General features: G+C 66.3%; 19 protein-coding genes. 13 read left to right on the forward strand and 6 right to left on the reverse strand.

The genetic code is table 11. The features are described 5' to 3' along the window. Positions 1-94: 94 nt before the first annotated feature. On the reverse strand, positions 95-682 hold the full coding sequence (locus tag ACSYS9_RS15945) for a glutathione peroxidase (protein ID WP_049463149.1): 588 nt from the start codon (positions 680-682) through the stop codon (positions 95-97). Positions 683-1,050: 368 nt separating this feature from the next. Between ACSYS9_RS15945 and ACSYS9_RS15950 the strand changes: the two genes are divergently transcribed. The 7 genes from ACSYS9_RS15950 to ACSYS9_RS15980 all read left to right on the forward strand — a co-directional run bounded on the left by ACSYS9_RS15950 (position 1,051) and on the right by ACSYS9_RS15980 (position 5,640). After that, positions 1,051-1,296 (forward strand): hypothetical protein, encoded by a 246-nt coding sequence (locus ACSYS9_RS15950; RefSeq protein ID WP_080355172.1) that lies wholly within the window; start codon positions 1,051-1,053, stop codon positions 1,294-1,296. A gap of 2 nt (positions 1,297-1,298) precedes the next feature. Next, complete coding sequence (locus ACSYS9_RS15955) at positions 1,299-1,658, forward strand: GntR family transcriptional regulator (RefSeq protein WP_006453095.1); 360 nt, start codon at positions 1,299-1,301, stop codon at positions 1,656-1,658. After that, positions 1,658-2,533, forward strand: coding sequence for an ABC transporter ATP-binding protein (locus ACSYS9_RS15960; protein ID WP_032130455.1), 876 nt, complete (start codon positions 1,658-1,660; stop codon positions 2,531-2,533). The genes ACSYS9_RS15955 and ACSYS9_RS15960 overlap by 1 nt, the downstream gene beginning before the upstream one ends. Further along, the gene (locus tag ACSYS9_RS15965) at positions 2,530-3,558 is read left to right on the forward strand and encodes an ABC-2 transporter permease (RefSeq protein WP_049463148.1); all 1,029 of its coding nucleotides are present in this window, start codon (positions 2,530-2,532) and stop codon (positions 3,556-3,558) included. The genes ACSYS9_RS15960 and ACSYS9_RS15965 overlap by 4 nt, the downstream gene beginning before the upstream one ends. Positions 3,559-3,583: 25 nt before the next feature. Further along, positions 3,584-4,471, forward strand: coding sequence for a DUF4097 family beta strand repeat-containing protein (locus tag ACSYS9_RS15970; RefSeq protein ID WP_071227454.1), 888 nt, complete (start codon positions 3,584-3,586; stop codon positions 4,469-4,471). Positions 4,472-4,502: 31 nt separating this feature from the next. After that, entirely contained in the window at positions 4,503-5,108 is a 606-nt protein-coding gene (locus ACSYS9_RS15975) for a hypothetical protein (RefSeq protein WP_071227453.1), read from the forward strand. Between the two features lie 106 nt (positions 5,109-5,214). Continuing rightward, positions 5,215-5,640, forward strand: coding sequence for a hypothetical protein (locus ACSYS9_RS15980; protein ID WP_032130459.1), 426 nt, complete (start codon positions 5,215-5,217; stop codon positions 5,638-5,640). A 104-nt stretch (positions 5,641-5,744) separates the two neighbouring features. Here the strand turns inward: ACSYS9_RS15980 and ACSYS9_RS15985 are convergent, their stop codons facing one another. After that, a complete protein-coding gene (locus tag ACSYS9_RS15985; RefSeq protein ID WP_049462122.1) occupies positions 5,745-7,172 on the reverse strand; it encodes a class II fumarate hydratase in 1,428 nt (475 codons plus the stop codon). Positions 7,173-7,466: 294 nt separating this feature from the next. Between ACSYS9_RS15985 and purB the strand changes: the two genes are divergently transcribed. From purB to lpdA, 6 genes are all read left to right on the forward strand, one after another. Beyond that, positions 7,467-8,834: an adenylosuccinate lyase gene (gene purB / locus ACSYS9_RS15990; protein WP_071227452.1), complete on the forward strand. Its 1,368-nt coding sequence runs from the start codon at positions 7,467-7,469 to the stop codon at positions 8,832-8,834. A 673-nt stretch (positions 8,835-9,507) separates the two neighbouring features. Then, on the forward strand, positions 9,508-10,920 hold the full coding sequence (locus ACSYS9_RS15995) for a ribosomal protein uL16 3-hydroxylase (RefSeq protein WP_071229771.1): 1,413 nt from the start codon (positions 9,508-9,510) through the stop codon (positions 10,918-10,920). Positions 10,921-10,929: 9 nt separating this feature from the next. Then, positions 10,930-11,826 (forward strand): GNAT family N-acetyltransferase, encoded by an 897-nt coding sequence (locus tag ACSYS9_RS16000; protein ID WP_071229770.1) that lies wholly within the window; start codon positions 10,930-10,932, stop codon positions 11,824-11,826. 186 nt (positions 11,827-12,012) lie between these two features. Continuing rightward, positions 12,013-14,844: a 2-oxoglutarate dehydrogenase E1 component gene (locus ACSYS9_RS16005; protein ID WP_032129626.1), complete on the forward strand. Its 2,832-nt coding sequence runs from the start codon at positions 12,013-12,015 to the stop codon at positions 14,842-14,844. A gap of 40 nt (positions 14,845-14,884) precedes the next feature. Further along, entirely contained in the window at positions 14,885-16,084 is a 1,200-nt protein-coding gene (sucB, locus tag ACSYS9_RS16010; RefSeq protein ID WP_032129627.1) for a dihydrolipoyllysine-residue succinyltransferase, read from the forward strand. A 63-nt stretch (positions 16,085-16,147) separates the two neighbouring features. After that, a complete protein-coding gene (lpdA, locus tag ACSYS9_RS16015) occupies positions 16,148-17,584 on the forward strand; it encodes a dihydrolipoyl dehydrogenase (RefSeq protein WP_049398740.1) in 1,437 nt (478 codons plus the stop codon). Between the two features lie 146 nt (positions 17,585-17,730). Here the strand turns inward: lpdA and ACSYS9_RS16020 are convergent, their stop codons facing one another. From ACSYS9_RS16020 to ACSYS9_RS16035, 4 genes are all read right to left on the reverse strand, one after another. After that, positions 17,731-17,976, reverse strand: coding sequence for a hypothetical protein (locus ACSYS9_RS16020; protein ID WP_071229769.1), 246 nt, complete (start codon positions 17,974-17,976; stop codon positions 17,731-17,733). Next, positions 17,973-18,185 (reverse strand): hypothetical protein, encoded by a 213-nt coding sequence (locus ACSYS9_RS16025; RefSeq protein ID WP_071229768.1) that lies wholly within the window; start codon positions 18,183-18,185, stop codon positions 17,973-17,975. The genes ACSYS9_RS16020 and ACSYS9_RS16025 overlap by 4 nt, the downstream gene beginning before the upstream one ends. Before the next feature lie 169 nt (positions 18,186-18,354). Beyond that, positions 18,355-19,944 carry an alkaline phosphatase D family protein gene (locus tag ACSYS9_RS16030; protein ID WP_071229767.1) on the reverse strand — a complete coding sequence of 530 codons (1,590 nt, stop codon included), beginning with the start codon at positions 19,942-19,944 and terminating at the stop codon, positions 18,355-18,357. After that, positions 19,944-22,187 carry a TonB-dependent receptor family protein gene (locus tag ACSYS9_RS16035; protein ID WP_071229766.1) on the reverse strand — a complete coding sequence of 748 codons (2,244 nt, stop codon included), beginning with the start codon at positions 22,185-22,187 and terminating at the stop codon, positions 19,944-19,946. The genes ACSYS9_RS16030 and ACSYS9_RS16035 overlap by 1 nt, the downstream gene beginning before the upstream one ends. Positions 22,188-22,276 lie beyond the last annotated feature (89 nt).

The raw sequence follows: 22,276 nt of genomic DNA on the forward strand, positions 1-22,276 counted from the left end.
GCTGCATTCCTGGAAGTGTCTGGGCGCCGACGTCGGCGCGAAAAGAAACATTGTCGCACGCATGCCGTCGATGTCGAGGCATGCGTGCTGGATATCAATGCGTGGCGGCTGCCGCCAGCGCCTTGTCGATGGCCGCGGTCAGCTGCGGATCGTCCGGCGTCACCTTGCTGGCGAACTGGGCAATGACCTTGCCATCGCGGCCCACGAGGTACTTGTGGAAGTTCCAGGCCGGCGCAACGCCGGTCGCTACGGTCAACCGCTGGTACAGCGGCGTGGCCTGCGTGCCGACCACATGCACCTTCTCGAACATCGGGAACTTGACGCCGTAGGTCAGGGTGCAGAAGTCCTGGATCTGCTTCTCGTCACCCGGTTCCTGGCCCTTGAAGTCATTGGAAGGAAAGCCCAGCACCGCAAAACCGCGGCCTGCATAGCGCTTCTGCAGCGCCTCCAGCCCTTCGTACTGCGGCGTGTAGCCACACTTGCTGGCGGTGTTGACCACCAGCAGCACCTGCCCGTGATAGCGCTGCTGCAGATTCACCTGCTGCTTGCTGGCCAACGGCCGGTATTCCAGATCGAGCAGGTCGGCCGCCAGCGCACTGGCGGAACCGGCGGCGCCGGCCACCATCAGGGCCAGCAGGGACAGGCCGCGCAGGCGGCACGGGGAAACGGTCGGCAGGGGCATCAGAGGCGGTCCGCGGTAGCCATTCACAAGGCCCGGCCAGTGCTGGCCGGGAATCGGCCGAACTATAGCACCGGGCTCTGGAGCCCCTGATGGCACAGGTCCATCCCGGGCTTTGCGCGGCGTGGCGAATGTGCTGCCCGGGCGCCATCGAAGGCGCAGTGATGACATAGCATGGACATCACTGAATGGAAGGCCGCCCCGAAAAGCCCCCTGCAGAAGATTCATTTCCCTTTTAAATCAATCGACTAGAGGGATGTTTCAGCAATCTGACCACCCCTGCCATCAGTTGGGGACGGCAAGGGGTTGCACGTAGGCGTGCCGGTGTTATAGTTGCATACAACACCAGTCATCTGAGACAGGGGGAAGCCATGAACGTCCGGATCCGTCGCAACCTCACCGCACCCGCGGCCGTCGCTGTTTCGACCCTGCTCGTGCTGGCCTGGTGGGCCACGCCCACCGCCCCTGTTTCCGCCGCTGCTGAAAGTGCGCAGGACGCGACTCTCTCCCCCGCAGGGAACGCCCCCTCCTCCTCCCCCCCTCCCCCGCGTCGGCTGCACAGCGCGCTGTCCATGCCGTATTTCTCGTTCGCCCAGCCGCTGACCCCACGGAGCTGAATATGAGCGACATCCAGTGGAGCGACGGCGCTCCCATCTACCGTCAGTTGAAGGAGCGCGTGATCGCCATGATGCTCGACGGAATCCTCAAGCCGGGCGATGCCCTGCCTTCGGTGCGCCAGGTGGCCGCCGACTATCAACTCAACCCCATCACCGTTTCGCGCGCTTACCAGGAGCTGGCCGACGAAGGCCTGGTCGAGAAGCGCCGCGGCCTGGGCATGTTCATGACCGAGCAGGCGGCCACGCAGCTGCGCAGCAGCGAACGCGACCGTTTCCTCAACGAAGAATGGCCGGCGGTTCTGGAGCGCATCCAGCGCCTGGGCCTGAGCCTCGACGAATTGCTGCCCCAGGGGAAAGTCTGATGAATAGCACTGCAAGTGAGTCGGTCATCACCGCCCGAGGCCTGCGCAAGGCCTACAAGACCACGGTCGCCCTCGACAACGCCAGTTTCAGCATTCCAAGCGGGCGCATCGTCGGCCTGATCGGGCCCAATGGCGCCGGCAAGACCACCGCGCTGAAGGCCATTCTTGGGCTGACCTCGGTGGAGGGTGAACTGAGCGTGCTCGGCCGCGACCCGCGACTGCACCGCGACGAACTGATGAACGACATCTGCTTCATCGCCGACGTCGCCGTGCTGCCGCGCTGGCTGAAGGTGCGCGAGGCGATCGATTTCGTGGCCGGCGTCCACCCGCGCTTCGACCGCGCCCGCTGCGAGCGCTTCCTGGCCAACACCAAGCTGCAGCCGAAGCAGCGCGTGCGCGAGCTGTCCAAGGGCATGATCGTGCAGCTGCACCTGGCGCTGGTGATGGCCATCGATGCCCGCATCCTGGTGCTGGACGAGCCGACCCTGGGCCTGGACATCCTGTACCGCAAGGAGTTCTACCAGCGCCTGCTGGAAGACTACTTCGACGAACAGAAAACCATCATCGTCACCACCCACCAGGTGGAGGAGATCGAGCACATCCTCAGCGACGTGATGTTCATCCGCGATGGCCGCATCGTGCTCGACGCGGAAATGGACGACGTCGGCCAGCGCTATACCGAGCTGCTGGTCAATGCCGACCAGCTGGACACCGCGCGCGCCCTGAAGCCGATCGACGAGCGCAGCCTGGCGTTCGGCAAGACGGTGATGCTGTTCGATGGCGTGCCGCGCACCCAGCTTTCCTCTCTCGGCGAGACCCGCATCCCGGGCCTGGCCGACCTGTTCGTCGCCATCATGAAGGGGACCTACGCATGAATGCCGTCAACCACCCCATCAGCCCGATCGGCACCCTGCGCTGGCTGCTCAAGCGCGAGTACTGGGAGAACCGCGGCGGCTTCCTGTATGCCCCGTTGATCGCGGGCCTGATCTCACTGGTGATGAGCATCGCCGGCATTGCCTTCGGCCTGTTCGCGCTGAACCGTGCAGCACGCGACGGCGGCCTGCACATCGATGGCGAGAACGTGAACATCAACGGCCTGAACCTGGCCCTGCTCACCCGTGACATCAGTGCCAAGGACCTTGCTGATCTTGGCAACGGCCTGGATCTGACTCTGGTACTCAGTTCAAGCTGGCCGTTCGTGGTGCTGGCCTTCGTCGTGTTCTTCTACTGCCTGGGCGCCCTCTACGACGATCGTCGTGACCGCAGCATCCTGTTCTGGAAGTCGTTGCCGCTGTCGGACACGCAGACCGTGCTGTCCAAGGTGATCAGCGCACTGATCGTGGCACCATTGATCGCGGTCATCGCCGGCATCCTCACCATGTTCGGCTTCATGCTGATCATCAGTGCCGTCGCGCTGCTGCACGGTGGCAGCCCGATGACCCTGATCTGGGGCCCGGCCAGCCCGCTGACCCTGGCCGCTGGACACCTGGCCTGGATTCCGGTCTATGCCCTGTGGACCCTGCCCACCGCCGGCTGGCTGCTGCTGTGCTCGGCATGGGCCAGGAGCAAGCCGTTCCTGTGGGCGGTAATGTTGCCGCTGTTTGCCGGCATCATTGTCAGCTCCACCAAGATGATGCCGCTGTTCGGCCTGACCACCGGCTGGTTCTGGCAGAACATCGTCGGCCGCCTGCTGCTGGGCGGCGTGCCCGGCATGGACCTGCTGTATCGCCTCGGCGCCGACGAAGCATCGCGCCGCGATCTGGACTCGGTCGTCAGCCTGATGTCCCCCGCCTCGCAGCTGAAGTCGCTGGCGATGCCGGAGCTGTGGATCGGCGCCGTCGTCGGTGCAGTGTTCATCTTCCTTGCCATCCGCCTGCGCAAGCGCGCCGGCGAGATCTGATCCCATCCATCCGGAGGCACCACCCATGCGTTCTTTGCTCGCCTGTTCTGCGTTGTTGCTGTTGCCGTTGTCGGCGCTGGCCGCCGATGCTCCGAACTGCAAGTTCACTGCCGCCCGCGCACTGAAGCTGGACGTGGCTGGTGCCAGGACGGTGGTGTTCGAGGTCAATCAGCATGACCTGAAGGTGGTCGCCAGCGCTGGCGGCGGCCAGCTGGACGGCCGCGCCTGCGCGTCCAGCCAGGAATGGCTGGACCAGCTGGTGCTGGAGCAGCGCAAGGTCGGCGACAAGCTGGTGGTGAGCCTGCGCCGCGACGGCCGCCAAAGCGGCATCAGCCTGGGCAACAGCTACGCCTGGCTGGATATCCGTGGCAGCGTGCCGGACAACATGCCGCTGCAGTTCAAGATCGGCTCGGGCGAGGCCAGCGTGGAGAACGCACAGTCGCTGAGCGTGGACGTGGGTTCCGGTGATGCCGTGGTCCGCGGTACCCGCGGCAGCATCCACGCTGCAGTGGGTTCGGGCGACCTCAACATCGATGGCGGCAGCTCCCTGAATCTGCTGTCGCTGGGTTCCGGCGACGTCACCGTACGCAACATCAGCGGCGATGCCAGCACCGGTACCGTCGGCTCCGGTGACCTGAAGATCAGCGATGTGCGTGGCAACGCGCGGCTGGATACCGTGGGCTCGGGTGATATCGAGTTCAAGCGCGTGCAGGGCAGCGTTGAAGTGGGCGTGGTCGGCTCCGGCGGGGTCGATCTGGCCGACATCGGCGGCAATGTGCATGTCCGCAGCCACGGCTCGGGCGACATCAACGTCGACGGCGTGCGCGGCACCCTGACCGTCGACCACAGCGGCAGCGGTGACGTCGATCATCGCAACGTCAGCGGCCGGGTCACTCTGCCGCGCAGCAAGTAAACCCTCTTCCAGACACTACCAGGGGAACACCATGAACCTGTTGCGCCTGTTGCCCACTGTGCTGCTGTCCCTGCCGCTGATCGCCTGCGGCGGCACGTCGTCAGCACCCGACAAGACCGTTGGCAAGAGTGTGGCCGAAGCCACAGGCGGCGTCGGCGAGACCGTCAGGAACGCCATGGACGATGCCCGCAAGGATATCGCCCAGGGCAACATCAAGATCTCGGCGGACAAGCAGCCGCGTGCGGAGATCACGCCGGATGGCCGCCTGCTGATCGCGGGCAAGGAGATCGCCGCCAACGATATCCAGCGCCGTCATCTGCAGGACTACCGCGGCCACGTGGTCGCCATCGCGATGGACGGCATGGATGTCGGCCTGGCCGGCGCCAAACTGGGTGCCAGTGCTGCCGGCGAAGCGCTGAAGGGCATTTTCAGTGGCGACAGCGAAGGTGTCGAAAAGCGCATCAATGCCGAAGCCGAGAAGATCGAAGCCCAGGCCAAGCGCATCTGCGACCGCCTTCCGGCGATGCTGGCCAGCCAGCAGGCGCTCGCACGTGAACTGCCGGCATTCAAGCCCTACGCGACCATGGACCAGAGCGACGTGGACGACTGCGGCAAGGACACCGTGGTCCAGCGCTAGGCCTGTGACAGATCAGCGCACCCGGCCGGCAGCGGCGTCCGGCTGCCGGCCGTAGTGCGCCGCCCGGCTTACAATGGCGGCCCCGGACGCCCCCGAACCGAATGTCATGAAGAAGCTGTTTCTGCTGTTGACCGCCCTGCTCTGCCTTGGCCTGGCCGGCTGTGACCAGGAGTACCGCAACCACCGCGCCGAGCGTGGCAAGCCCAAGATTTCCGTCAGCGAAGGCATGGTCACCGTGCGTCGCCCGCCCGCGCCGAACATCATCATCCTCGCCGACGGCACGATGAAGATGGACGAGATCCAGATTCCGCTGGACGACGGGCAGAAACAGATGCTGCAGACCATGTTCGGCAAGCTGCAGGTGCTGCGCCAGAACACCCTGGTGGCCGCACCGGCCGATCCGAACATGCAGCCGGTGAAGATCCAACCGCCGGAGGGCATGGTCGTGATTCCGGCGGACCTGATCCAGCGCATCCCGGAGTTCAAGGATTACACCGACACCTTCGGCAACATCGTCGCCGACCGTCGCTGAAAAAAAACGCCGCCCAAAGGGCGGCGTTTCTGCTTTCTGTAGAGTCGAGCCATGCTCGACTCCGGAACAACCGTCGAGCGTGGCTCGACTCTACAACCGGCCGATCAACCGCCGGCGCCGCCCCCACCGGCCTGGATGCCACCGGCGGTCAGCGCGGTCGGGTCCAGCAGGCGACGCAGCTCGGCCTCCTCCAGCCCACTGTCCTCCAGCGCCACATCCAGCACCGGGCGCTGTTCCTTGTACGCGCGCTTGGCAATCGCCGCAGCCTTCTCGTAGCCGATGATCGGGTTGAGGGCGGTAACCAGGATCGGGTTGCGCGCCAGCGCCTCGGCAACGCGGTCCTCGCGCACCTTCAGCCCGGCAATCGCACTGTCGGCCAGCAGGGTGGACACGTTGGCCAGCAGGCCGATGCCATCGAGCAGGTTCACTGCGATCAGCGGCAGGGTGACGTTGAGCTGGAAGTTGCCGGTCTGCCCGGCCACGGTGATCGCAGTGTGGTGACCGATCACCTGTGCACAGGCCATCACCGTCGCTTCCGGAATCACAGGGTTGACCTTGCCCGGCATGATCGAGCTGCCCGGCTGCAGCGCCGGCAGTTCGATCTCGCCCAGCCCGGCCAGCGGACCGGCGTTCATCCAACGCAGGTCGTTGGCGATCTTGATCAGCGCCACCGCCAGCGCATTGAGCTGACCGGAAAGCTCCACCGCGTCGTCCTGTGCGGCCAGGCCTTCGAACTTGTTCTCGGCACTGTCGAACTTGAAACCGGTCTGCTGCTTCAGTGCCTTGGCCACCTGTGCACCGAAGCGCGGATCGGCATTGATGCCGGTGCCGATGGCGGTGCCACCCAGCGGCAGCCGGCGCACGCGCTTGAGGCTGTCTTCGATACGCTCCTGCGCCGACGCCAGCTGCGCCGACCACGCGCCGAATTCCTGCTCGAAGGTCAGCGGCATCGCATCCATCAGGTGGGTGCGGCCGGTCTTGACCACCTTGCGCAGGCTGCGGCCCTTCTTGTCCAGGGTCTTGCGCAGGTGCACCAGCGCCGGCAGCAGCTGCTCATGCGTCGCCAACACCGCCGACACCCGCAACGCGGTCGGAATCACGTCGTTGGAGCTCTGCCCCTGGTTGACGTGGTCATTGGGGTGCACACTGGTCTTGCCCGCCTTGCCGGCACGGTTGGCCAGGGTGGCGATGACCTCGTTGGCATTCATGTTCGAGGACGTGCCAGAACCCGTCTGATAGACATCGATCGGGAACTGCGCGTCCCAGTTGCCGGCGGCCACTTCGGCGGCAGCGGTCTGGATGGCCTTGGCCACGTTCTTCGGCAGGTGGCCCAGTTCTGCGTTGACGCCCGCGGCGGCGCCCTTGACCAGGCCCAGGGCACGGATGAAACCGCGCGGCATGCGCTGGCCCGACACCGGGAAGTTCTGCACGGCACGCTGGGTCTGGGCGCCCCACAGGGCGTCCGCAGGCACCTGCAGCTCGCCCATGCTGTCGTGTTCGATTCTGAAACCCTTGCTTGCAGCTTTGCTCATTGCATCAACTCCGCACTACTTCAGTTGGGGAAAGGGAAGCGGCGGCTGGCAGGGTGTCGCTTCCCGGGCTGGCGGCTGCGCCAACGATACTCCCTTGCCCGCAGCGTGGGATGACGAGGGCGGGCCAGATCGTTTCATCCGCAGGGCCGATCTGCACGCGCAAGGGGTAGTGCCGGCCGCTGGCCGGCAATCCATGGAAGCGTGGGCCGGGCGTGGTTGCCGGCCAGCGGCCGGCACTACCTCACCGGCACGTCGTAGAATATGGCCCCCGCCGCTCGCCCCAGCCCTGCCGACATGTCCGATTCCGCCCTGCTCGCCCTGTCCCCGCTCGATGGCCGCTATGCCGGCAAGGTCGACGCCCTGCGCCCGATCTTCTCCGAGTACGGCCTGATCAAGGCCCGCATCACGGTCGAAGTGGAGTGGCTGCTGGCCCTGGCCGCCGAGCCGGGCATCGTCGAACTGGCCCCGTTCTCCGACGCCGCCGTCGCCCGCCTGCGCGCCCTGGCCGCCAGCTTCAGCCCGGTCCAGGCCGCGCGCGTGAAGGAGATCGAACGCACCACCAACCATGACGTCAAGGCGGTGGAGTACTTCATCAAGGAACAGCTGAAGGACGACGCCGAGCTGGCCCCGGCGCTGGAATTCGTGCATTTCGCCTGCACCAGCGAAGACATCAACAACCTCAGCTACGGCCTGATGCTGGAACAGGCCCGCCGCGAGGTGCTGCTGCCGACCCTGGACGGCATCGCCAACAGCCTGCGCAGCCTGGCGCACGCCCAGGCCGGTCAGTCGATGCTGTCGCGCACCCACGGCCAGACCGCCTCGCCGACCACCCTGGGCAAGGAACTGGCCAACGTGGTCGCCCGCCTGGAACGCCAGCGCAGGCAGATTGCCGCGGTCGAACTGACCGGCAAGATCAATGGCGCGGTGGGCAACTACAACGCCCACATCGCCAGCTACCCGGACGTGGACTGGCCGGCCTTCGCCGAGCGCTTCGTGACCGGCCTGGGCCTGGTGTTCAACCCGTACACCACGCAGATCGAACCGCACGACAACATCGCCGAGATCGGTGATGCCGCACGCCGCGCCAACATCATCCTGATCGACCTGGCCCGTGACATCTGGGGCTACGTTTCGCTGGGCTACTTCAAGCAGCGCCTGAAGGAAGGCGAAGTCGGCTCGTCGACGATGCCGCACAAGGTCAACCCGATCGACTTCGAGAATGCGGAAGGCAACTTCGGCATTGCCAACGCGCTGTTCGAGCACTTCAGCGCGAAGCTGCCGATCAGCCGCTGGCAGCGTGACCTGACTGACTCCACCGTGCTGCGTGCGCTGGGCACCGCGTTCGGCCACAGCCAGGTGGCGCTGGATTCGCTGGCCAAGGGCCTGGGCAAGCTGGAAGTGAACCCGCAGCGCCTGGATGCCGATCTGGACGCGGCCTGGGAAGTGCTGGCCGAGGCCGTGCAGACGGTGATGCGCCGCCACGGCCTGCCGAACCCGTACGAGCAGCTGAAGGCGCTGACCCGCGGCCAGGGCATCACCGCCGAGTCGATGCGTGCGTTCGTGCAGGGGCTGGAGCTGCCGGCGGATGCGAAGCAGCGCCTGCTGGAGATGACCCCGGGCAGCTACACCGGCCTGGCCGAGTCGCTGGCGAAGAAGATTTAAGGAGTTTCCTTTGCGGCCGCGGCCGCGGGCGCTGCCTGCGGCAGGCTCTACGGCAACGGCAACGGCAACAGCAACGTCAAGAGCGGCTCTGGATTGCTGCTAGCTGGGCGGGTCGGGATGGGCCAGCGGGACACGCCGTAAACCCGTCCATGGGGGCTCGATGGCGCCATCCATGGCGCCAACGGTCCCGCTGGCCCCTCCCGCCCCGCCTCTGACAGATTTCCGGTGACGGATCGAAGAGCGTGGGGTTGTCGGGACGGAATTTGAAAGAGGGACGCGGCTTCGCCGCGTCCCTCTTTTGTTTTGGGATGAGCAAGCGCAGCGCGCGACCCGCTTTTGCCTTGCTTTTTCTTCTTCCATTCCGTGGCGGGCCGCGCAGGAAACTGTCAGGGGCCGGGCGGGGTGGGTTCGCGGGACCGTTGGCGCCATGGATGGCGCCATCGAGCCCCCATGGATGGGTTCACGGCGTGTCCCGCGACCCCACCCCGCCCGGCCCAGCCCAGGAAGCCGGCGCTTTGCGCGACCAACCACCCCGCCACGAGGGGCTCCGCCGTTGGCCGGACACCCCGCGACAAACCCGCGCACGTGCGCAATCCCCACGAACGGCGGACAATGGAGATCTCAGGCGGCCCGCCGCGCCGCCCCTCCCGCTTTCCGCTGCAAGGATTCCCCCATGGCCGCCCGCAAGTCCTCCGCCCCCCTCATCGAAGTCACCGCCCGCCCCGGCCAGCCGCTGGGCATGGCGCCGGCCACCTTCCTGCGCGACTTCTGGCAGAAACGCCCGCTGCTGATCCGCAACGCCTTCCCCAACTTCCAGACCCCGGTGCAGCCGGAAGACCTGGCCGGGCTGGCCTGCGAGGAAGGCGTGCTGGCACGCCTGATCGAGCACGACAAGACCCAGGACGGCTGGCGCGTGCGCACCGGTCCATTCCAGGAAGACGTGTTCCCCGCCCTCCCCGACCACGACTGGACCCTGCTGGTGCAGGACGTGGACAAGTGGGACCCGGACGTGCGCGCCCTGATCGAGCACTTCAGCTTCCTGCCGCGTTGGCGCATGGATGACGTGATGATCAGCTTCGCCGCCACCGGCGGCTCGGTCGGCGCCCATGTCGACCAGTACGACGTGTTCCTGCTGCAGGCCCATGGCCATCGCCGGTGGCAGATCGACGCCAGCGAATCGATCAAGGGCAAGCAGCCGCCGCTGGGCTTCCGCCCGGACGTGGAACTGAAACTGCTGAAGGTGTTCAAGCCGACCCACGACTGGGTGCTGGCGCCGGGCGACATGCTGTACCTGCCGCCGAACGTGCCGCACCACGGCGTCGCCGAAGATCCCTGCCTGACATTCTCGTTCGGCATGCGCGCGCCGTCTTCGGCCGAGCTGATCAGCGACTACCTGGACACCCTGATCGCCGATGCCGACGAGAACATCCGCTACCAGGATGCCGACCTGAAGGTGCCGGCCGACCCGAACGAAATCGACACGGTGGCGATGGCGCGGGTGATCACCGCGCTCAACGCCATCCGCATGAACGACCCGGACAAGCTGGGCGACTGGTTCGGCCGCTTCATCACCACCTACCGCGCGGCCGGCGAAGTGATGGCCCACCAGGCCGCACCGGCACAGGAAGAAGTGGTCCAGGCCCTGGCCTCGGGCCTGCTGCTGCAGCGCCACCCGTGGGCCCGCCTGGCCTGGCGCCGGGCCAAGCGTGGCGCCAGCCTGTATGTCAGCGGCCAGGACTTCGCGCTGCCGGTGAAGGACGCGCAGCGCCTGGCGGGCACCGAACAGCTGGACGCCGCCGCTTATCGCGGCCTGTCCGACAAGGGCCGTGCCGTGGTCCAGCAGCTGCTGGTCGGCGGGGTGTTCCAGCTGATCGACCCGAATGAGGTATACGAGGCCGAAGACGAGGAAGACGGCGAGGATGCCGTGGCGCTCGGCGAGGTCGTCGAAGGCCGCGACCGCGTGGATGCGATCGACGCCGACGCGGTGTCCGACGATGTCCACTCCGTGACCGTGCACGACGACGGCATCGAGGTCATCGTCAACTTCGAGGACGACGAAGAAGACGACAGCGCCGGTCGGGCCTGAGCCATCGCCATGATCCGGGTCCAGCAGGTCAGCCACGCCGATGCCCACGTTGCCATCCACGAGGTGCGCCAACGCGTGTTCGTGCAGGAACAGGGCATCGCCGCCGAGCTGGAACGCGATGCGCTGGACCCGGTCAGTGCCCATGTGCTGGCGCTGGACAGTGACAACCAGCCGGTCGGCACGGGCCGGCTGGCCCCGGATGGCCGCATCGGCCGCATGGCGGTGCTGGCCAGCCATCGCAGCCGCGGGGTCGGCGGGGCCCTGCTGGAAGCACTGGTGGAGGCCGGGCGCCGGCTCGGCCTGCCCGAGCTGCATCTGCACGCCCAGCTGCCCGCCCGTGACTTCTATGCCCGCCAGGGTTTCCTGCCCGAAGGCGAGGTGTTCGAGGAGGCCGGCATCGGCCACCAGCAGATGCGCCGCCGGCTGGGCGCGGCCAGCGCCATCGACAGCCGCGCCGAGGCGGTGGCCATCACCACGGCCATCATCCACCGCGCCCGTCGCCAGCTGTGGCTGCATAGCCGCCAGCTGGACCCCGGGCTGCTCGATGCGCCCCCGATACAGGCCGCCCTGCGCCGCTTCGTCACCGCCCGCCACGACAAGCAGCTGCGGGTGATCGTGCACGACGCCGCCGCGATCGCCTCTGCCGGGGCACCGCTGCTGGCGCTGGCCCAGCGCCTGCCCAGCGTGATCCAGTTCCGCGAGGTCACCGACCCGGTCGACCGTGCTCTGGCCTCGGCCTGTCTGCTCAACGATGCGGGCGACTTCTACTTTCGTCTGATCGGCCATCGCCTCGACGGCGAAGCCGGCATCGCGCTGCCGGCACGTTCGCAGCCGTTCGAGCAGCAATTGCAGCGCGTCTGGGACCGTTCGCGTGATTGCAGCGAACTGCGCGCGCTCGGCATCTGAGCGGAGCGGGCTGACTCAACCTGTCTGGAACCGGCACCGGGGGACGCGCGATACCTCTGGTGGTGCCCCTTCGTGTCCGGTTGGGGGTACAATTTGGCTGTTTGAACGCGCCCGCGCAGGGCTATTCATCTTCCTGCCGGGTCCTTCTGAAGCCATACCCCACAAAGCGAATCAACACCCTCCATCGTGGACAATCAACTGAAGCAGTTTGCGCAATCTTCGCAACTCGCCGGCGGCAACGCCTCCTATGTCGAGGACCTGTACGAGCAGTACCTGGTCTCCCCGGATAGTGTCGATCCCAAATGGAAAACCTACTTCGACGGCTTCAAGGGCCGTGAAGCAGGTGACATTCCGCACTCGGCCGTCATCTCCCACATTGCGGACGCGGCCAAGGATGCGCTGAAGGCCGGTACCGGCAACGGTGCAGGCGACGAGCGCGAGCGCAATGTCGGTCGTCTGATCACTGCCTACCGTTCGCGCGGCCACCTGGACGCCCGCCTCGATCCGCTGGGCCTGGCCGCACCGGTCAACACCCCGGACCTGGGCCTGCCGTTCCACAGCCTGTCCGATGGTGACCTCAACAGCGAGTTCAGCACCGGCGGCGTCGGTGGCCAGCCGCGCATGAAGCTGCGCGACCTGCTGGCACGCCTGAAGGCGACCTACACCGGCTCGATCGGTGCGGAGTTCATGCACATCTCCGAGGTCGAGCAGCGCCAGTGGATCTACAAGAAGCTGGAACTGGCCGGTGGCAACTACCAGCTGGACGCTGATACCCAGCGCCGCACACTGGAGCGCCTGACCGCGGCTGAAGGCCTGGAGCGCTACCTGCACACCAAGTACGTCGGCCAGAAGCGCTTCTCGCTGGAAGGCGGCGACTCGCTGATCCCGATGATGGACACCATCATCCGCAGCGCCGGCAAGGATGGCGTCAAGGACGTGGTGATCGGCATGGCCCACCGCGGCCGCCTGAACGTGCTGGTCAACACCCTGGGCAAGAACCCGCGCAAGCTGTTCGACGAATTCGAAGGCAAGTTCGAGCACGACGAGCACGCCTCGGCCGGTGACGTGAAGTACCACATGGGCTTCTCCGCCGACGTCGCCACCGATGGCGGCCCGGTGCACCTGGCGCTGGCGTTCAACCCGTCGCACCTGGAAATCGCCGACCCGGTCGTGGCCGGTTCCGTGCGTTCGCGCCAGGAGCGCCGCAAGGACACCGCGCGCAAGCAGGTCATGCCCATCCTGATCCACGGCGACGCGGCCTTCTCCGGCCAGGGCGTGGTCATGGAACTGTTCCAGATGTCGCAGGCCCGCGGCTTCGCCGTCGGCGGCACCGTGCACATCGTGGTCAACAACCAGGTCGGCTTCACCACCTCCAACCCGCTGGACACGCGTTCCACGCGCTATGCCACCGACGTGGCGAAGATGATCGCCGCCCCGGTGCTGCACGTGAACGGCGATGATCCGGAAGCCGTTGTGTTCGCCGCGCAGCTGGCCTTCGAGTTCCGCCAGAAGTTCGCCAAGGACGTGGTCATCGACCTGATGTGCTACCGCCGCTGGGGCCACAACGAGGCCGACGAACCGGCGATCACCCAGCCGCTGATGTACCAGGTGATCCGCAAGCACGCCACCACCCGCGAGATGTACGCCGAGCAGCTGGAAAAGGCGGGCGTGATCGCCGCCGGTGCCGGCAAGGCGATGGTCGATGCTTACCGCGAGAAGCTGGATGCCGGTGAAGTGACCACCGAGCTGGCCAAGGTCGAGAAGACCCCGCCGACCAGCCCGCTGTTCGTCGATTGGCCGAAGCTGCTGGAAGGCAAGCTGTCCGACCCGATCTCGACCAAGGTCGAGAAGAACAAGCTGGTCGAGCTGGCCAAGCTGATCAACACCATTCCGGACGAAGTGCAGCTGCACTCGCGCGTGGCCAAGGTCTACGACGACCGCCGCAAGATGGCCGCTGGCGAGATCCCGGGCGACTGGGGCTTTGCCGAGAACCTGGCCTACGCCACCCTGCTCGACGAAGGCAGTGCCCTGCGCCTGGTCGGCCAGGACGTGGGTCGCGGTACGTTCACGCACCGCCACGCGATCCTGCACGACCAGAAGACCGACAACTACTACATGCCGCTGCGGCAGCTGGTGGATTCGCCGGAGAAGGCCACCGTCATCGATTCGCTGCTGAGCGAAGAAGCGGTGATGGCCTACGAGTACGGCTTCTCCACCACCGATCCGAACACGCTGTGCATCTGGGAAGGCCAGTTCGGCGACTTCGCCAACGGTGCCCAGGTCGTCATCGACCAGTTCATCGCCGCCGGTGAAGCAAAGTGGGGCCGCATCTCCGGCCTGACCCTGCTGCTGCCGCATGGTTATGAAGGGCAAGGTCCGGAACACAGCTCGGCGCGCCTGGAGCGCTTCCTGCAGCTGTGCGCACTGGAGAACATGCTGGTGGTGGTGCCGTCGACCCCGGCGCAGGCCTTCCACATGCTGCGTCGCCAGCAGCACCTGACCACCCGCAAGCCGCTGGTGGTGATGTCGCCGAAGTCGCTGCTGCGCCACAAGCTGGCCGTGTCGACCCTGGACGAACTGGCCAACGGCGAGTTCCAGCACCTGATCGGCGACGCCAATGCGGACGCCAAGAAGGTCAAGCGCGTGGTGCTGTGCTCGGGCAAGGTCTACTACGACCTGCTGGAAGACCAGACCAAGCGTGGCCAGGACGACGTGGCGATCATCCGCGTGGAGCAGCTGTACCCGTTCCCGCGTGCGCTGCTGGCTGCCGAACTGAAGAAGTACGGCAAGGCCACCGACGTGGTGTGGACGCAGGAAGAACCGCAGAACCAGGGTGCGTGGTACCAGATCCGCCACCACCTGCAGTTCTGCCTGGCCGATGGCCAGAACCTGCACTACGCCGGTCGCGCACGTTCGGCTTCGCCGGCTGCCGGTCACATGGCTGACCACGTCCGCGAACAGCAGCAGCTGGTCGCCGATGCACTGGTCAACCCGTTCAACGACACGTTCGCTGAATAATCCTCCCCCTATTTAGAAGACAAACCAGGAAGCTCCCGCAATGGCCACCGAAGTCAAAGCCCCGGTACTGCCCGAATCCGTCGCCGACGGCACCATCGCCACCTGGCACAAGAAGGTGGGCGACGCCGTCAAGCGCGACGAAAACCTGCTTGACCTGGAAACCGACAAGGTCGTCCTGGAAGTGCCGTCGCCGGTCGACGGCGTGCTCAAGGAAATCAAGTTCGCCGAAGGCTCGACCGTGACCTCCAGCCAGGTCGTGGCGATCATCGAGGAAGGCGCCGTCGCTGCTGCCCCGGCTCCGGCCGCTGAAGAGAAGAAGGCCGAGGCCGCTCCGGCCGCTGCCGCACCGGCCGCCGCTGCTGCTCCGGCCCCGGCTGCCAAGTCGGCCGCCGACACCCTGCCGCCGGGCGCCCGCTTCACCGCCATCACCGAAGGCGTGAACCCGGCCGACGTCGACGGCACCGGCCGTCGCGGCGCAGTGACCAAGGAAGACATCGTCAACTTCGCCCGCAACGGCGGCGCCGGCAAGGCCGGTGGCGCACGTCCGGAAGAGCGCGTGCCGATGACCCGCATCCGCAAGCGCATCGCCGAGCGCCTGATGGAGTCGAAGAACTCCACCGCCATGCTGACCACCTTCAACGAAGTCGACCTGTCCAAGGTCTCGGCTGCGCGCAAGGAACTGCAGGACGAGTTCGTCAAGGCACACGGCATCAAGCTGGGCTTCATGAGCTTCTTCGTGAAGGCCGCTGCCAATGCCCTGCAGCGCTTCCCGCTGGTCAACGCCTCGATCGACGGCGACGACATCATCTACCACGGCTACTCGGACATCTCGATCGCCGTGTCGACCGAGAAGGGCCTGGTCACGCCGGTCCTGCGCAACGTCGAGCGCATGTCGTTCGCCGACATCGAGAAGACCATCGCCGACTACGCCAAGAAGGCCCGTGATGGCAAGCTGAGCCTGGAAGAACTGCAGGGCGGCACCTTCACCGTGACCAACGGCGGCACCTTCGGTTCGCTGCTGTCGACCCCGATCATCAACCCGCCGCAGAGCGCCATCCTGGGCATGCATGCCATCAAGGAGCGTCCGATCGCCCAGAACGGCCAGGTCGTGATCGCGCCGATGATGTACCTGGCGCTGTCGTACGACCACCGCATCATCGACGGCAAGGACTCGGTGCAGTTCCTGGTGGACATCAAGAACCAGCTGGAAAACCCGGGCCGCATGCTGTTCGGCCTGTAAGACACCTCCCGCCCCTCCGCGCCTGCGCGGAGGGGTTCTGGTAATGCATCAAGGAATAATTCAATGGCTGAACAATTCGACGTCGTCGTCATCGGTGCCGGCCCGGCCGGTTACCACGCTGCCATCCGCGCGGCCCAGCTGGGCCTGAAGACCGCCTGCATCGACGCAGCGCTGGGCAAGGACGGCAAGCCGGCGCTGGGCGGCACCTGCCTGCGCGTGGGCTGCATCCCGTCCAAGGCGCTGCTGGATTCCTCGCGCCAGTTCTGGAACATGGGCCACATCTTTGGCGACCACGGCATCAGCTTCAAGGATGCCAAGATCGACGTCGAGGCGATGGTTGGCCGCAAGGACAAGATCGTCAAGCAGTTCACCGGCGGCATCGGCATGCTGTTCAAGGCCAACAAGGTCGCCGCCTACTACGGCTTCGGCGAACTGCAGCCGGGCAACGTGGTCAAGGTCACCCAGCATGACGGTTCCATCGTCGAGCTGAAGGGCACCAACGTCATCATCGCGGCCGGTTCGGATTCGATCGAACTGCCGTTCGCCAAGTTCGACGGCGAGACCATCGTCGACAACGTCGGCGGCCTGGACTTCACCGAAGTGCCGAACCGCCTGGCCGTGATCGGCGCCGGCGTGATCGGCCTGGAACTGGGCAGCGTGTGGAAGCGCCTGGGCGCTGAAGTCACCATCCTGGAAGCACTGCCGGACTTCCTGGCCGTGGCCGACGCCGAAGTGGCCAAGACCGCTGCCAAGGAATTCAAGAAGCAGGGCCTGGACATCCGCCTCGGCGCCAAGGTCTCCAAGACCGAGATCACCGGCAAGGGCAAGAAGAAGGAAGTCGTTGTCACCTACACCGACAGCGAAGGCGAAAAGACCCTGACCGTGGACAAGCTGCTGGTGGCCGTTGGCCGTCGCGCCGCCACCAAGGGCCTGCTGGCCGAAGGCACCGGCGTCAAGATCAACGAGCGCGGCCAGATCGAAGTCGACGCGCACTGCCACACCGGCGTCAACGGCGTGTGGGCGGTCGGCGACTGCGTGCGCGGCCCGATGCTGGCGCACAAGGGCTTCGAGGAAGGCATCGCGGTGGCTGAGCTGATCGCCGGCCTGCCGGGCCACGTCAACTTCGACACCATCCCGTGGGTCATCTACACCGAGCCGGAGCTGGCATGGGTCGGCAAGACCGAAGCACAGCTGAAGGCCGAAGGCATTCCGTACAAGGCCGGCAGCTTCCCGTTCGCCGCCAACGGCCGTGCCGTGGCGATGATCGAGCCGGCAGGATTCGTGAAGATCCTGGCCCATGCTGAAACCGATCGCATCCTCGGCATGCACCTGGTCGGCGCCAACGTCTCCGAGCTGGTGCACGAAGGCGTGCTGACCATGGAGTTCAGCGGCTCGGCCGATGACCTGGCCCGCATCTGCCACGCTCACCCGTCGCTGTCGGAAGTGATCCACGACGCCGCGATGGCGGTCAGCAAGCGCGCTATCCACAAGGCGAACTGATCGTTCGCCGGTAGTGCCGGCCGCTGGCCGGCACACTCCAGCAAACAAAAAACCCCGCCTCGGCGGGGTTTTTTGATTGCGCTGATGATGTAGAGCCGAGCCCACGCTCGGCTATCCCGGGAAAAGAGCCGAGCATCGGCTCGGCGCTACACCTTTCCAGCCGGCTTCTTCGGCGGATCATCACAGATCCGGTGCTGGACCACGGTTTCACCGGCCTTCCACTCCTTCACCACCCGGCAGCGCTCCTTGGGTTTGACCGCCCTGGCCGCTGCAGCATCCGCCTCATCGGCAGCGGCGGTCTGCTGGCGTTCCAGCCATGCGGACGGCGGCACCGGTGTGGCCAGTGCCGGCCCCGCGAGCAATGCCAGCGCGACCAGCAACACAGCCCTCATGCCGCCACCGGGCAGCCGCCGAGCAGGCGCGCGGGCAGCATGAACAGCGCGCGCAGGAACGCAAACAGCGCCGAGAAGGTGATGCCGACCAGGCGGAACGGCAGGCTCAGCAGCCACACGAACGGCCAGGCGATCAGGGCGAGGATCGCCAGCGGCCAGCACAGCACGAACAGCAGGCACCACACGCCGAGCGCGAACAGGGTCTTCATCACGGTCTCCTTGTGGCGGCACCTTGCCGCCTGCGGACACCTTGGCGCCCCGCTCTGGCCGCCCGCAAACGGTTTGCGACGAAACCCGGGCTGGGGGCGATGAAACCGATTGCGGGGAAACCGGAGATTCAGGAGATTGCCGGCCAGCGGCCGGCACTACCACAGGGATTTACACCGGGACCGCGCCCGGGCGGCCGTGGGTCACCTGGAAACGCGCCGCGGTGCGCACCGCAGCGTCCGCACGCAGCACGCTGTCGGCGAAGCGCAGTTCCGCGTCCACGGTCTGCCGGTTCAGCTGCAGCTTCCACCAGCCACGGCGGTCACCGTCGAAGTAACGGATATGCGGGTTCTGCGGTATCGACGGCCCGTAGTACGGCCCGTACGGCGTGTCGTCGCCGCCACTGCTGATCGCCGGGGCGATGAATTCGGTGGCTACGACCGGCGCACTGGCCGCGTCGAAATCCAGCTTCAGGTCGTTGACGAAGGTGGAATGCCAGTCGCCGCCCAGCACGATGGCATTGCCCTGCCCGCCTGCCTGCATCGCCTGCAGCAGCCGGTTACGTGCGGCGGGATAGCCATCCCAGGCGTCATTCCAGAAGCGCTCGCGTGGCGTGCCACCGTCCAGCCGCAGCTGCGCCATCAGCAACTGCTGCACCACCACGTTCCAGCGCGTGCCCTGCGCGGCCGCCATCGACTGCGCGAACCACACCTCCTGGCCCGTGCCGAGCATGCTCATGCGCGGGTCCAGTGCAGCATCACAGCGTGGCGACTCGCCCACGCCACAGGGATTGGCCGGGCGGAACTGGCGGCAATCGAGCAGGGTCAGCTGTGCCAGATCGCCGTAACGCAGGCGCCGATGCACGCGCAGGCCGCCGTTGCCCGCAGGTGTGCTGCGCATCGGCAGATGCTCGTAGAACGCGCGGTAGGCGGCGGCGCGGCGGATGATGAAGTCCTCCGTTGATACGCCGGGTTTTTCCGGGTGGATGCCGGAGTAATCGTTCTGCACTTCATGGTCGTCCCAGATCACCGCGAACGCATGTGCGGCGTGCGCGGCCTGCAGATCCGGATCGAGCTTGTACAGCGCGTACTGGTCACGGTAGCGCTCCAGGCTGACGGTCTCGCCACTGAAGCGTTGCGCATCCAGCGCACGACCACGCGCGTTCTGCAGCGGGCTGTATTCGTACAGGTAGTCCCCGGCATGCAGCACCAGGTCGACATCGCTCTGCGCGATATCGCGCAGGACCGGGTAGTAGCCGCTGTTCCAGGCCTGGCAGGTGCACAGGGCCAACCGAAGCTGCTGCAGTTGCGTGTCCAGCGGCGGCGCGGTGCGGAAGTGGCCGACCGCGCTTTCCTCATCGCCGTCGCAGGCGAAACGGTAGTAGTAGTCGCGGCCTGGGCGCAGGCCGTTGACCTCCACGTGCACCGAATGCGCCAGCTCGGGCACCGCGGCCGCAGTCCCCCGCTGCACCAGCCGGCGCATGCCCGGGTCCTCGGCCACGAACCAGCGCACCGGCACCGCCCGCGACGGCATGCCGCCGCCATTGAGCGGGTCCGGTGCCAGCCGCGTCCACAATACGGCCCCCTGTGGATCCGGATCACCGGCGGCGACACCGAGGGTGAACGGATCGCGCCCCAGCCGCGGCCGTGGGCCGGCCGTGGCCAACCCCGGCATCGCCGCCAGCGCGATCGCCGCCCCCGTGCCCTGCCACGCCATGCGCAGCAGGCGACGACGGCTTTCCGGATCGACAGGCCCGCGCATCAGAAGCGCACGGTAGCGGTGGCCATCACCTGGCGCGGCGCGCCGACCTGCATGGTCGCCAGGCTGCGGGTCGGGTCAGCGGCGTAGGTGCCATTGGTGTTGATCGAGGACAGGTAGCGCTTGTCGGTCAGGTTGGTCAGGTTCAGCGCTACGGTCAGGTTCTGCGCCGGGCCGAGCTTGCCGAAGTCATAGGCCGCCGAGGCGTTGACCAGCCAGTAGCTCGGCACCGACACATCGTTGGTATAGGTCACGTAGCGCTTGCCGACATGGTTGGCGGCCAGGCGCAGGTCCCACGGGCCCGGGGTCCACGCCAGGGTGCTGGCGAACATCCATTCCGGGGTGTCGACGGTCGTCTTGCCGCGGGTCGGCACCACGCCGTTGTTCACGTAGTCGTTGTCGTAGGTGCTGTCATTCCAGGACAGCGCATTGGACCAGGTCAGGTCCTGCATCGGCTTCAGCTGCAGGGTCGCCTCGGCGCCGCGGCTGGTCACCGAACCGACGTTGGAGAACAGTGCCGGGCAACCGAGGATGCCCACGCACTGCGCGATGGCCAGCAGGCGGTTGTCGAACTTGACGTCGTACACCGCCACCGAGGCTTCATAGCCGCGGCCGTAGCCACGCCAACCCAGCTCGATGGTGCGCGACTGTTCCGGCTTCAGGTTCTTCGCGCTGGCATCGAAGGCGGCCTGCGGCACATTGAACGGGCTGCCCACGCCCAGCGCATAGGCGGCGACGTTTTTGGCGAACGAACCGAAGATCTCGTTGACTTCGTTGAGCTTGAAGTTGAAGCCGGCCTGCGGCAGCAGGCCCTTCTTCGAGGTCAGGCTGCTGTTGTCGGCATAGCTGCCCAGCGGCGTGCGCACGCTGGTGCGGGTATGCGGCGACTTCGCGCCGATGTCGATGGTCAGGCGGTCATCGAACAGGCGGAAGCGATCCTGCACGTAGAACTGGCGGGTGATGGTGGTGTAGCGCTGGTGCCACACGCGCTGGTCCGGGTTGCGCAGGAAGAAGTCGTCGGTGATCGGGCCGTCGATGTAGTAGAAGTTGCGCTGCACGCTGTGGCCGTTGTCCTCGTACCAGAGGCCGGCTTCCAGTTCGTGGCCACCGACGTTCCAGGTGAACGCCGAGGTCACGCCGGTACGGTCGATCGCGTACTCGGTGGTGCGGATCGAGATCGGAATCTCGCGGCTGGTGCCCGGGTTCGACGGATTGGACGGGCTGAACCAGTGGCCCTGGCCACGGTTGCTGTGGTTGTAGACATTGACCTTCAAGCGCATCGACTCGTTCAGGCCGAAATCGCCGGCAATGCTGGACAGGTCATCGTTGCGCAGGCCGTGGCCGGAGTAGTACGCATCCCACGGGCTGTTGACGCCGCCGCTGAACTTGCCGCGTGCGGCGGCGACGGCGCGATCCCAGTCCGGCGCGTAGTTGTCCCAGTCCCAGCCGAGGCGATCGATCATTTCCAGCGACAGATCCTGGTAATCGGCCTCGACGCGGCGCGAGGCGTTGAACAGCGCGGTGATCCTGCTGTCCGTTCCGAAGTTGTAGGTGGCCTTGCCGTTGAACTGCTTCAGCTCCTGCGAGCCCTTGCCCTTCCACTTGTCACCTTCCGAATACACGCCGGACAGGTAGGCGGCAAAGCCCTGGTGCTCGCCGGTATCGAGGCGTGCATAGCTGCGACGTGCGCTGTCACTACCAAAGCTCTGTGCCAGCACGACCCCATACTCGGTGGACGGATCGATCGAGTAGAACTGGAACACGCCACCAAGGTTGCTGGTGGACGGCGTACCCAGTGCGCCAATGCCGGTGGAGACCTCCGCACCGCCCAGGTTCTCGCTGATCACCGCGCGGCTGATGTGCAGGCCGTTGCTGTTGCCATAGGCCATGTTGCCCAGCGGGATGCCATCAAGGGTGTAGCCCAGGCGGTTCTGGTTGAAGCCACGCAGGCTGATGGTGGTGGACCATTCGTAGGCGCCGGTGGCATCGGCCGATTCGAAATGCACGCCCGGCTTGGTTGCAAGCAGCTTCAGCGGATTGGCACCCGGCGGCAGCACCTTCATGTCCTCGGCGGTCACGCGCTGCACCTGGCGCGCTTCACCGCGGCCGATCACCGAGACCGAATCGAGGGTGGTGGCCGACTGTGCGTCGGTGGCGGGGGCGGTTTCAGCGGCAGCCAGCGACGGCAGCGAAGCACAGACCAGCAGGGCCAGCAGATTGCGGCGAAGCGGAGCGTGGGACGGCATGGGGGCGGATTCCTTGGGCACGCTGGACGCCGAAGGGCGGCGTCGAAGGGCAGCAGCGGCGGAATCGTAAAAGCGTCGCGTTACATGTC

The organism is Stenotrophomonas sp. STK17_22 (genome assembly GCF_051983905.1).
Taxonomy (GTDB): Bacteria; Pseudomonadota; Gammaproteobacteria; order Xanthomonadales; family Xanthomonadaceae; genus Stenotrophomonas; species Stenotrophomonas maltophilia_A.

What these genes read in the sequence shown, in the direction of transcription:
- ACSYS9_RS15945 (WP_049463149.1), bottom strand. Translation starts at nt 682, where the DNA reads ATGCCCCTGCCGACCGTTTCCCCGTGCCGCCTGCGCGGCCTGTCCCTG.
- ACSYS9_RS15950 (WP_080355172.1), top strand. Translation starts at nt 1,051, where the DNA reads ATGAACGTCCGGATCCGTCGCAACCTCACCGCACCCGCGGCCGTCGCT.
- ACSYS9_RS15955 (WP_006453095.1), top strand. Translation starts at nt 1,299, where the DNA reads ATGAGCGACATCCAGTGGAGCGACGGCGCTCCCATCTACCGTCAGTTG.
- ACSYS9_RS15960 (WP_032130455.1), top strand. Translation starts at nt 1,658, where the DNA reads ATGAATAGCACTGCAAGTGAGTCGGTCATCACCGCCCGAGGCCTGCGC.
- ACSYS9_RS15965 (WP_049463148.1), top strand. Translation starts at nt 2,530, where the DNA reads ATGAATGCCGTCAACCACCCCATCAGCCCGATCGGCACCCTGCGCTGG.
- ACSYS9_RS15970 (WP_071227454.1), top strand. Translation starts at nt 3,584, where the DNA reads ATGCGTTCTTTGCTCGCCTGTTCTGCGTTGTTGCTGTTGCCGTTGTCG.
- ACSYS9_RS15975 (WP_071227453.1), top strand. Translation starts at nt 4,503, where the DNA reads ATGAACCTGTTGCGCCTGTTGCCCACTGTGCTGCTGTCCCTGCCGCTG.
- ACSYS9_RS15980 (WP_032130459.1), top strand. Translation starts at nt 5,215, where the DNA reads ATGAAGAAGCTGTTTCTGCTGTTGACCGCCCTGCTCTGCCTTGGCCTG.
- ACSYS9_RS15985 (WP_049462122.1), bottom strand. Translation starts at nt 7,172, where the DNA reads ATGAGCAAAGCTGCAAGCAAGGGTTTCAGAATCGAACACGACAGCATG.
- purB (WP_071227452.1), top strand. Translation starts at nt 7,467, where the DNA reads ATGTCCGATTCCGCCCTGCTCGCCCTGTCCCCGCTCGATGGCCGCTAT.
- ACSYS9_RS15995 (WP_071229771.1), top strand. Translation starts at nt 9,508, where the DNA reads ATGGCCGCCCGCAAGTCCTCCGCCCCCCTCATCGAAGTCACCGCCCGC.
- ACSYS9_RS16000 (WP_071229770.1), top strand. Translation starts at nt 10,930, where the DNA reads ATGATCCGGGTCCAGCAGGTCAGCCACGCCGATGCCCACGTTGCCATC.
- sucB (WP_032129627.1), top strand. Translation starts at nt 14,885, where the DNA reads ATGGCCACCGAAGTCAAAGCCCCGGTACTGCCCGAATCCGTCGCCGAC.
- lpdA (WP_049398740.1), top strand. Translation starts at nt 16,148, where the DNA reads ATGGCTGAACAATTCGACGTCGTCGTCATCGGTGCCGGCCCGGCCGGT.
- ACSYS9_RS16020 (WP_071229769.1), bottom strand. Translation starts at nt 17,976, where the DNA reads ATGAGGGCTGTGTTGCTGGTCGCGCTGGCATTGCTCGCGGGGCCGGCA.
- ACSYS9_RS16025 (WP_071229768.1), bottom strand. Translation starts at nt 18,185, where the DNA reads ATGAAGACCCTGTTCGCGCTCGGCGTGTGGTGCCTGCTGTTCGTGCTG.
- ACSYS9_RS16030 (WP_071229767.1), bottom strand. Translation starts at nt 19,944, where the DNA reads ATGCGCGGGCCTGTCGATCCGGAAAGCCGTCGTCGCCTGCTGCGCATG.
- ACSYS9_RS16035 (WP_071229766.1), bottom strand. Translation starts at nt 22,187, where the DNA reads ATGCCGTCCCACGCTCCGCTTCGCCGCAATCTGCTGGCCCTGCTGGTC.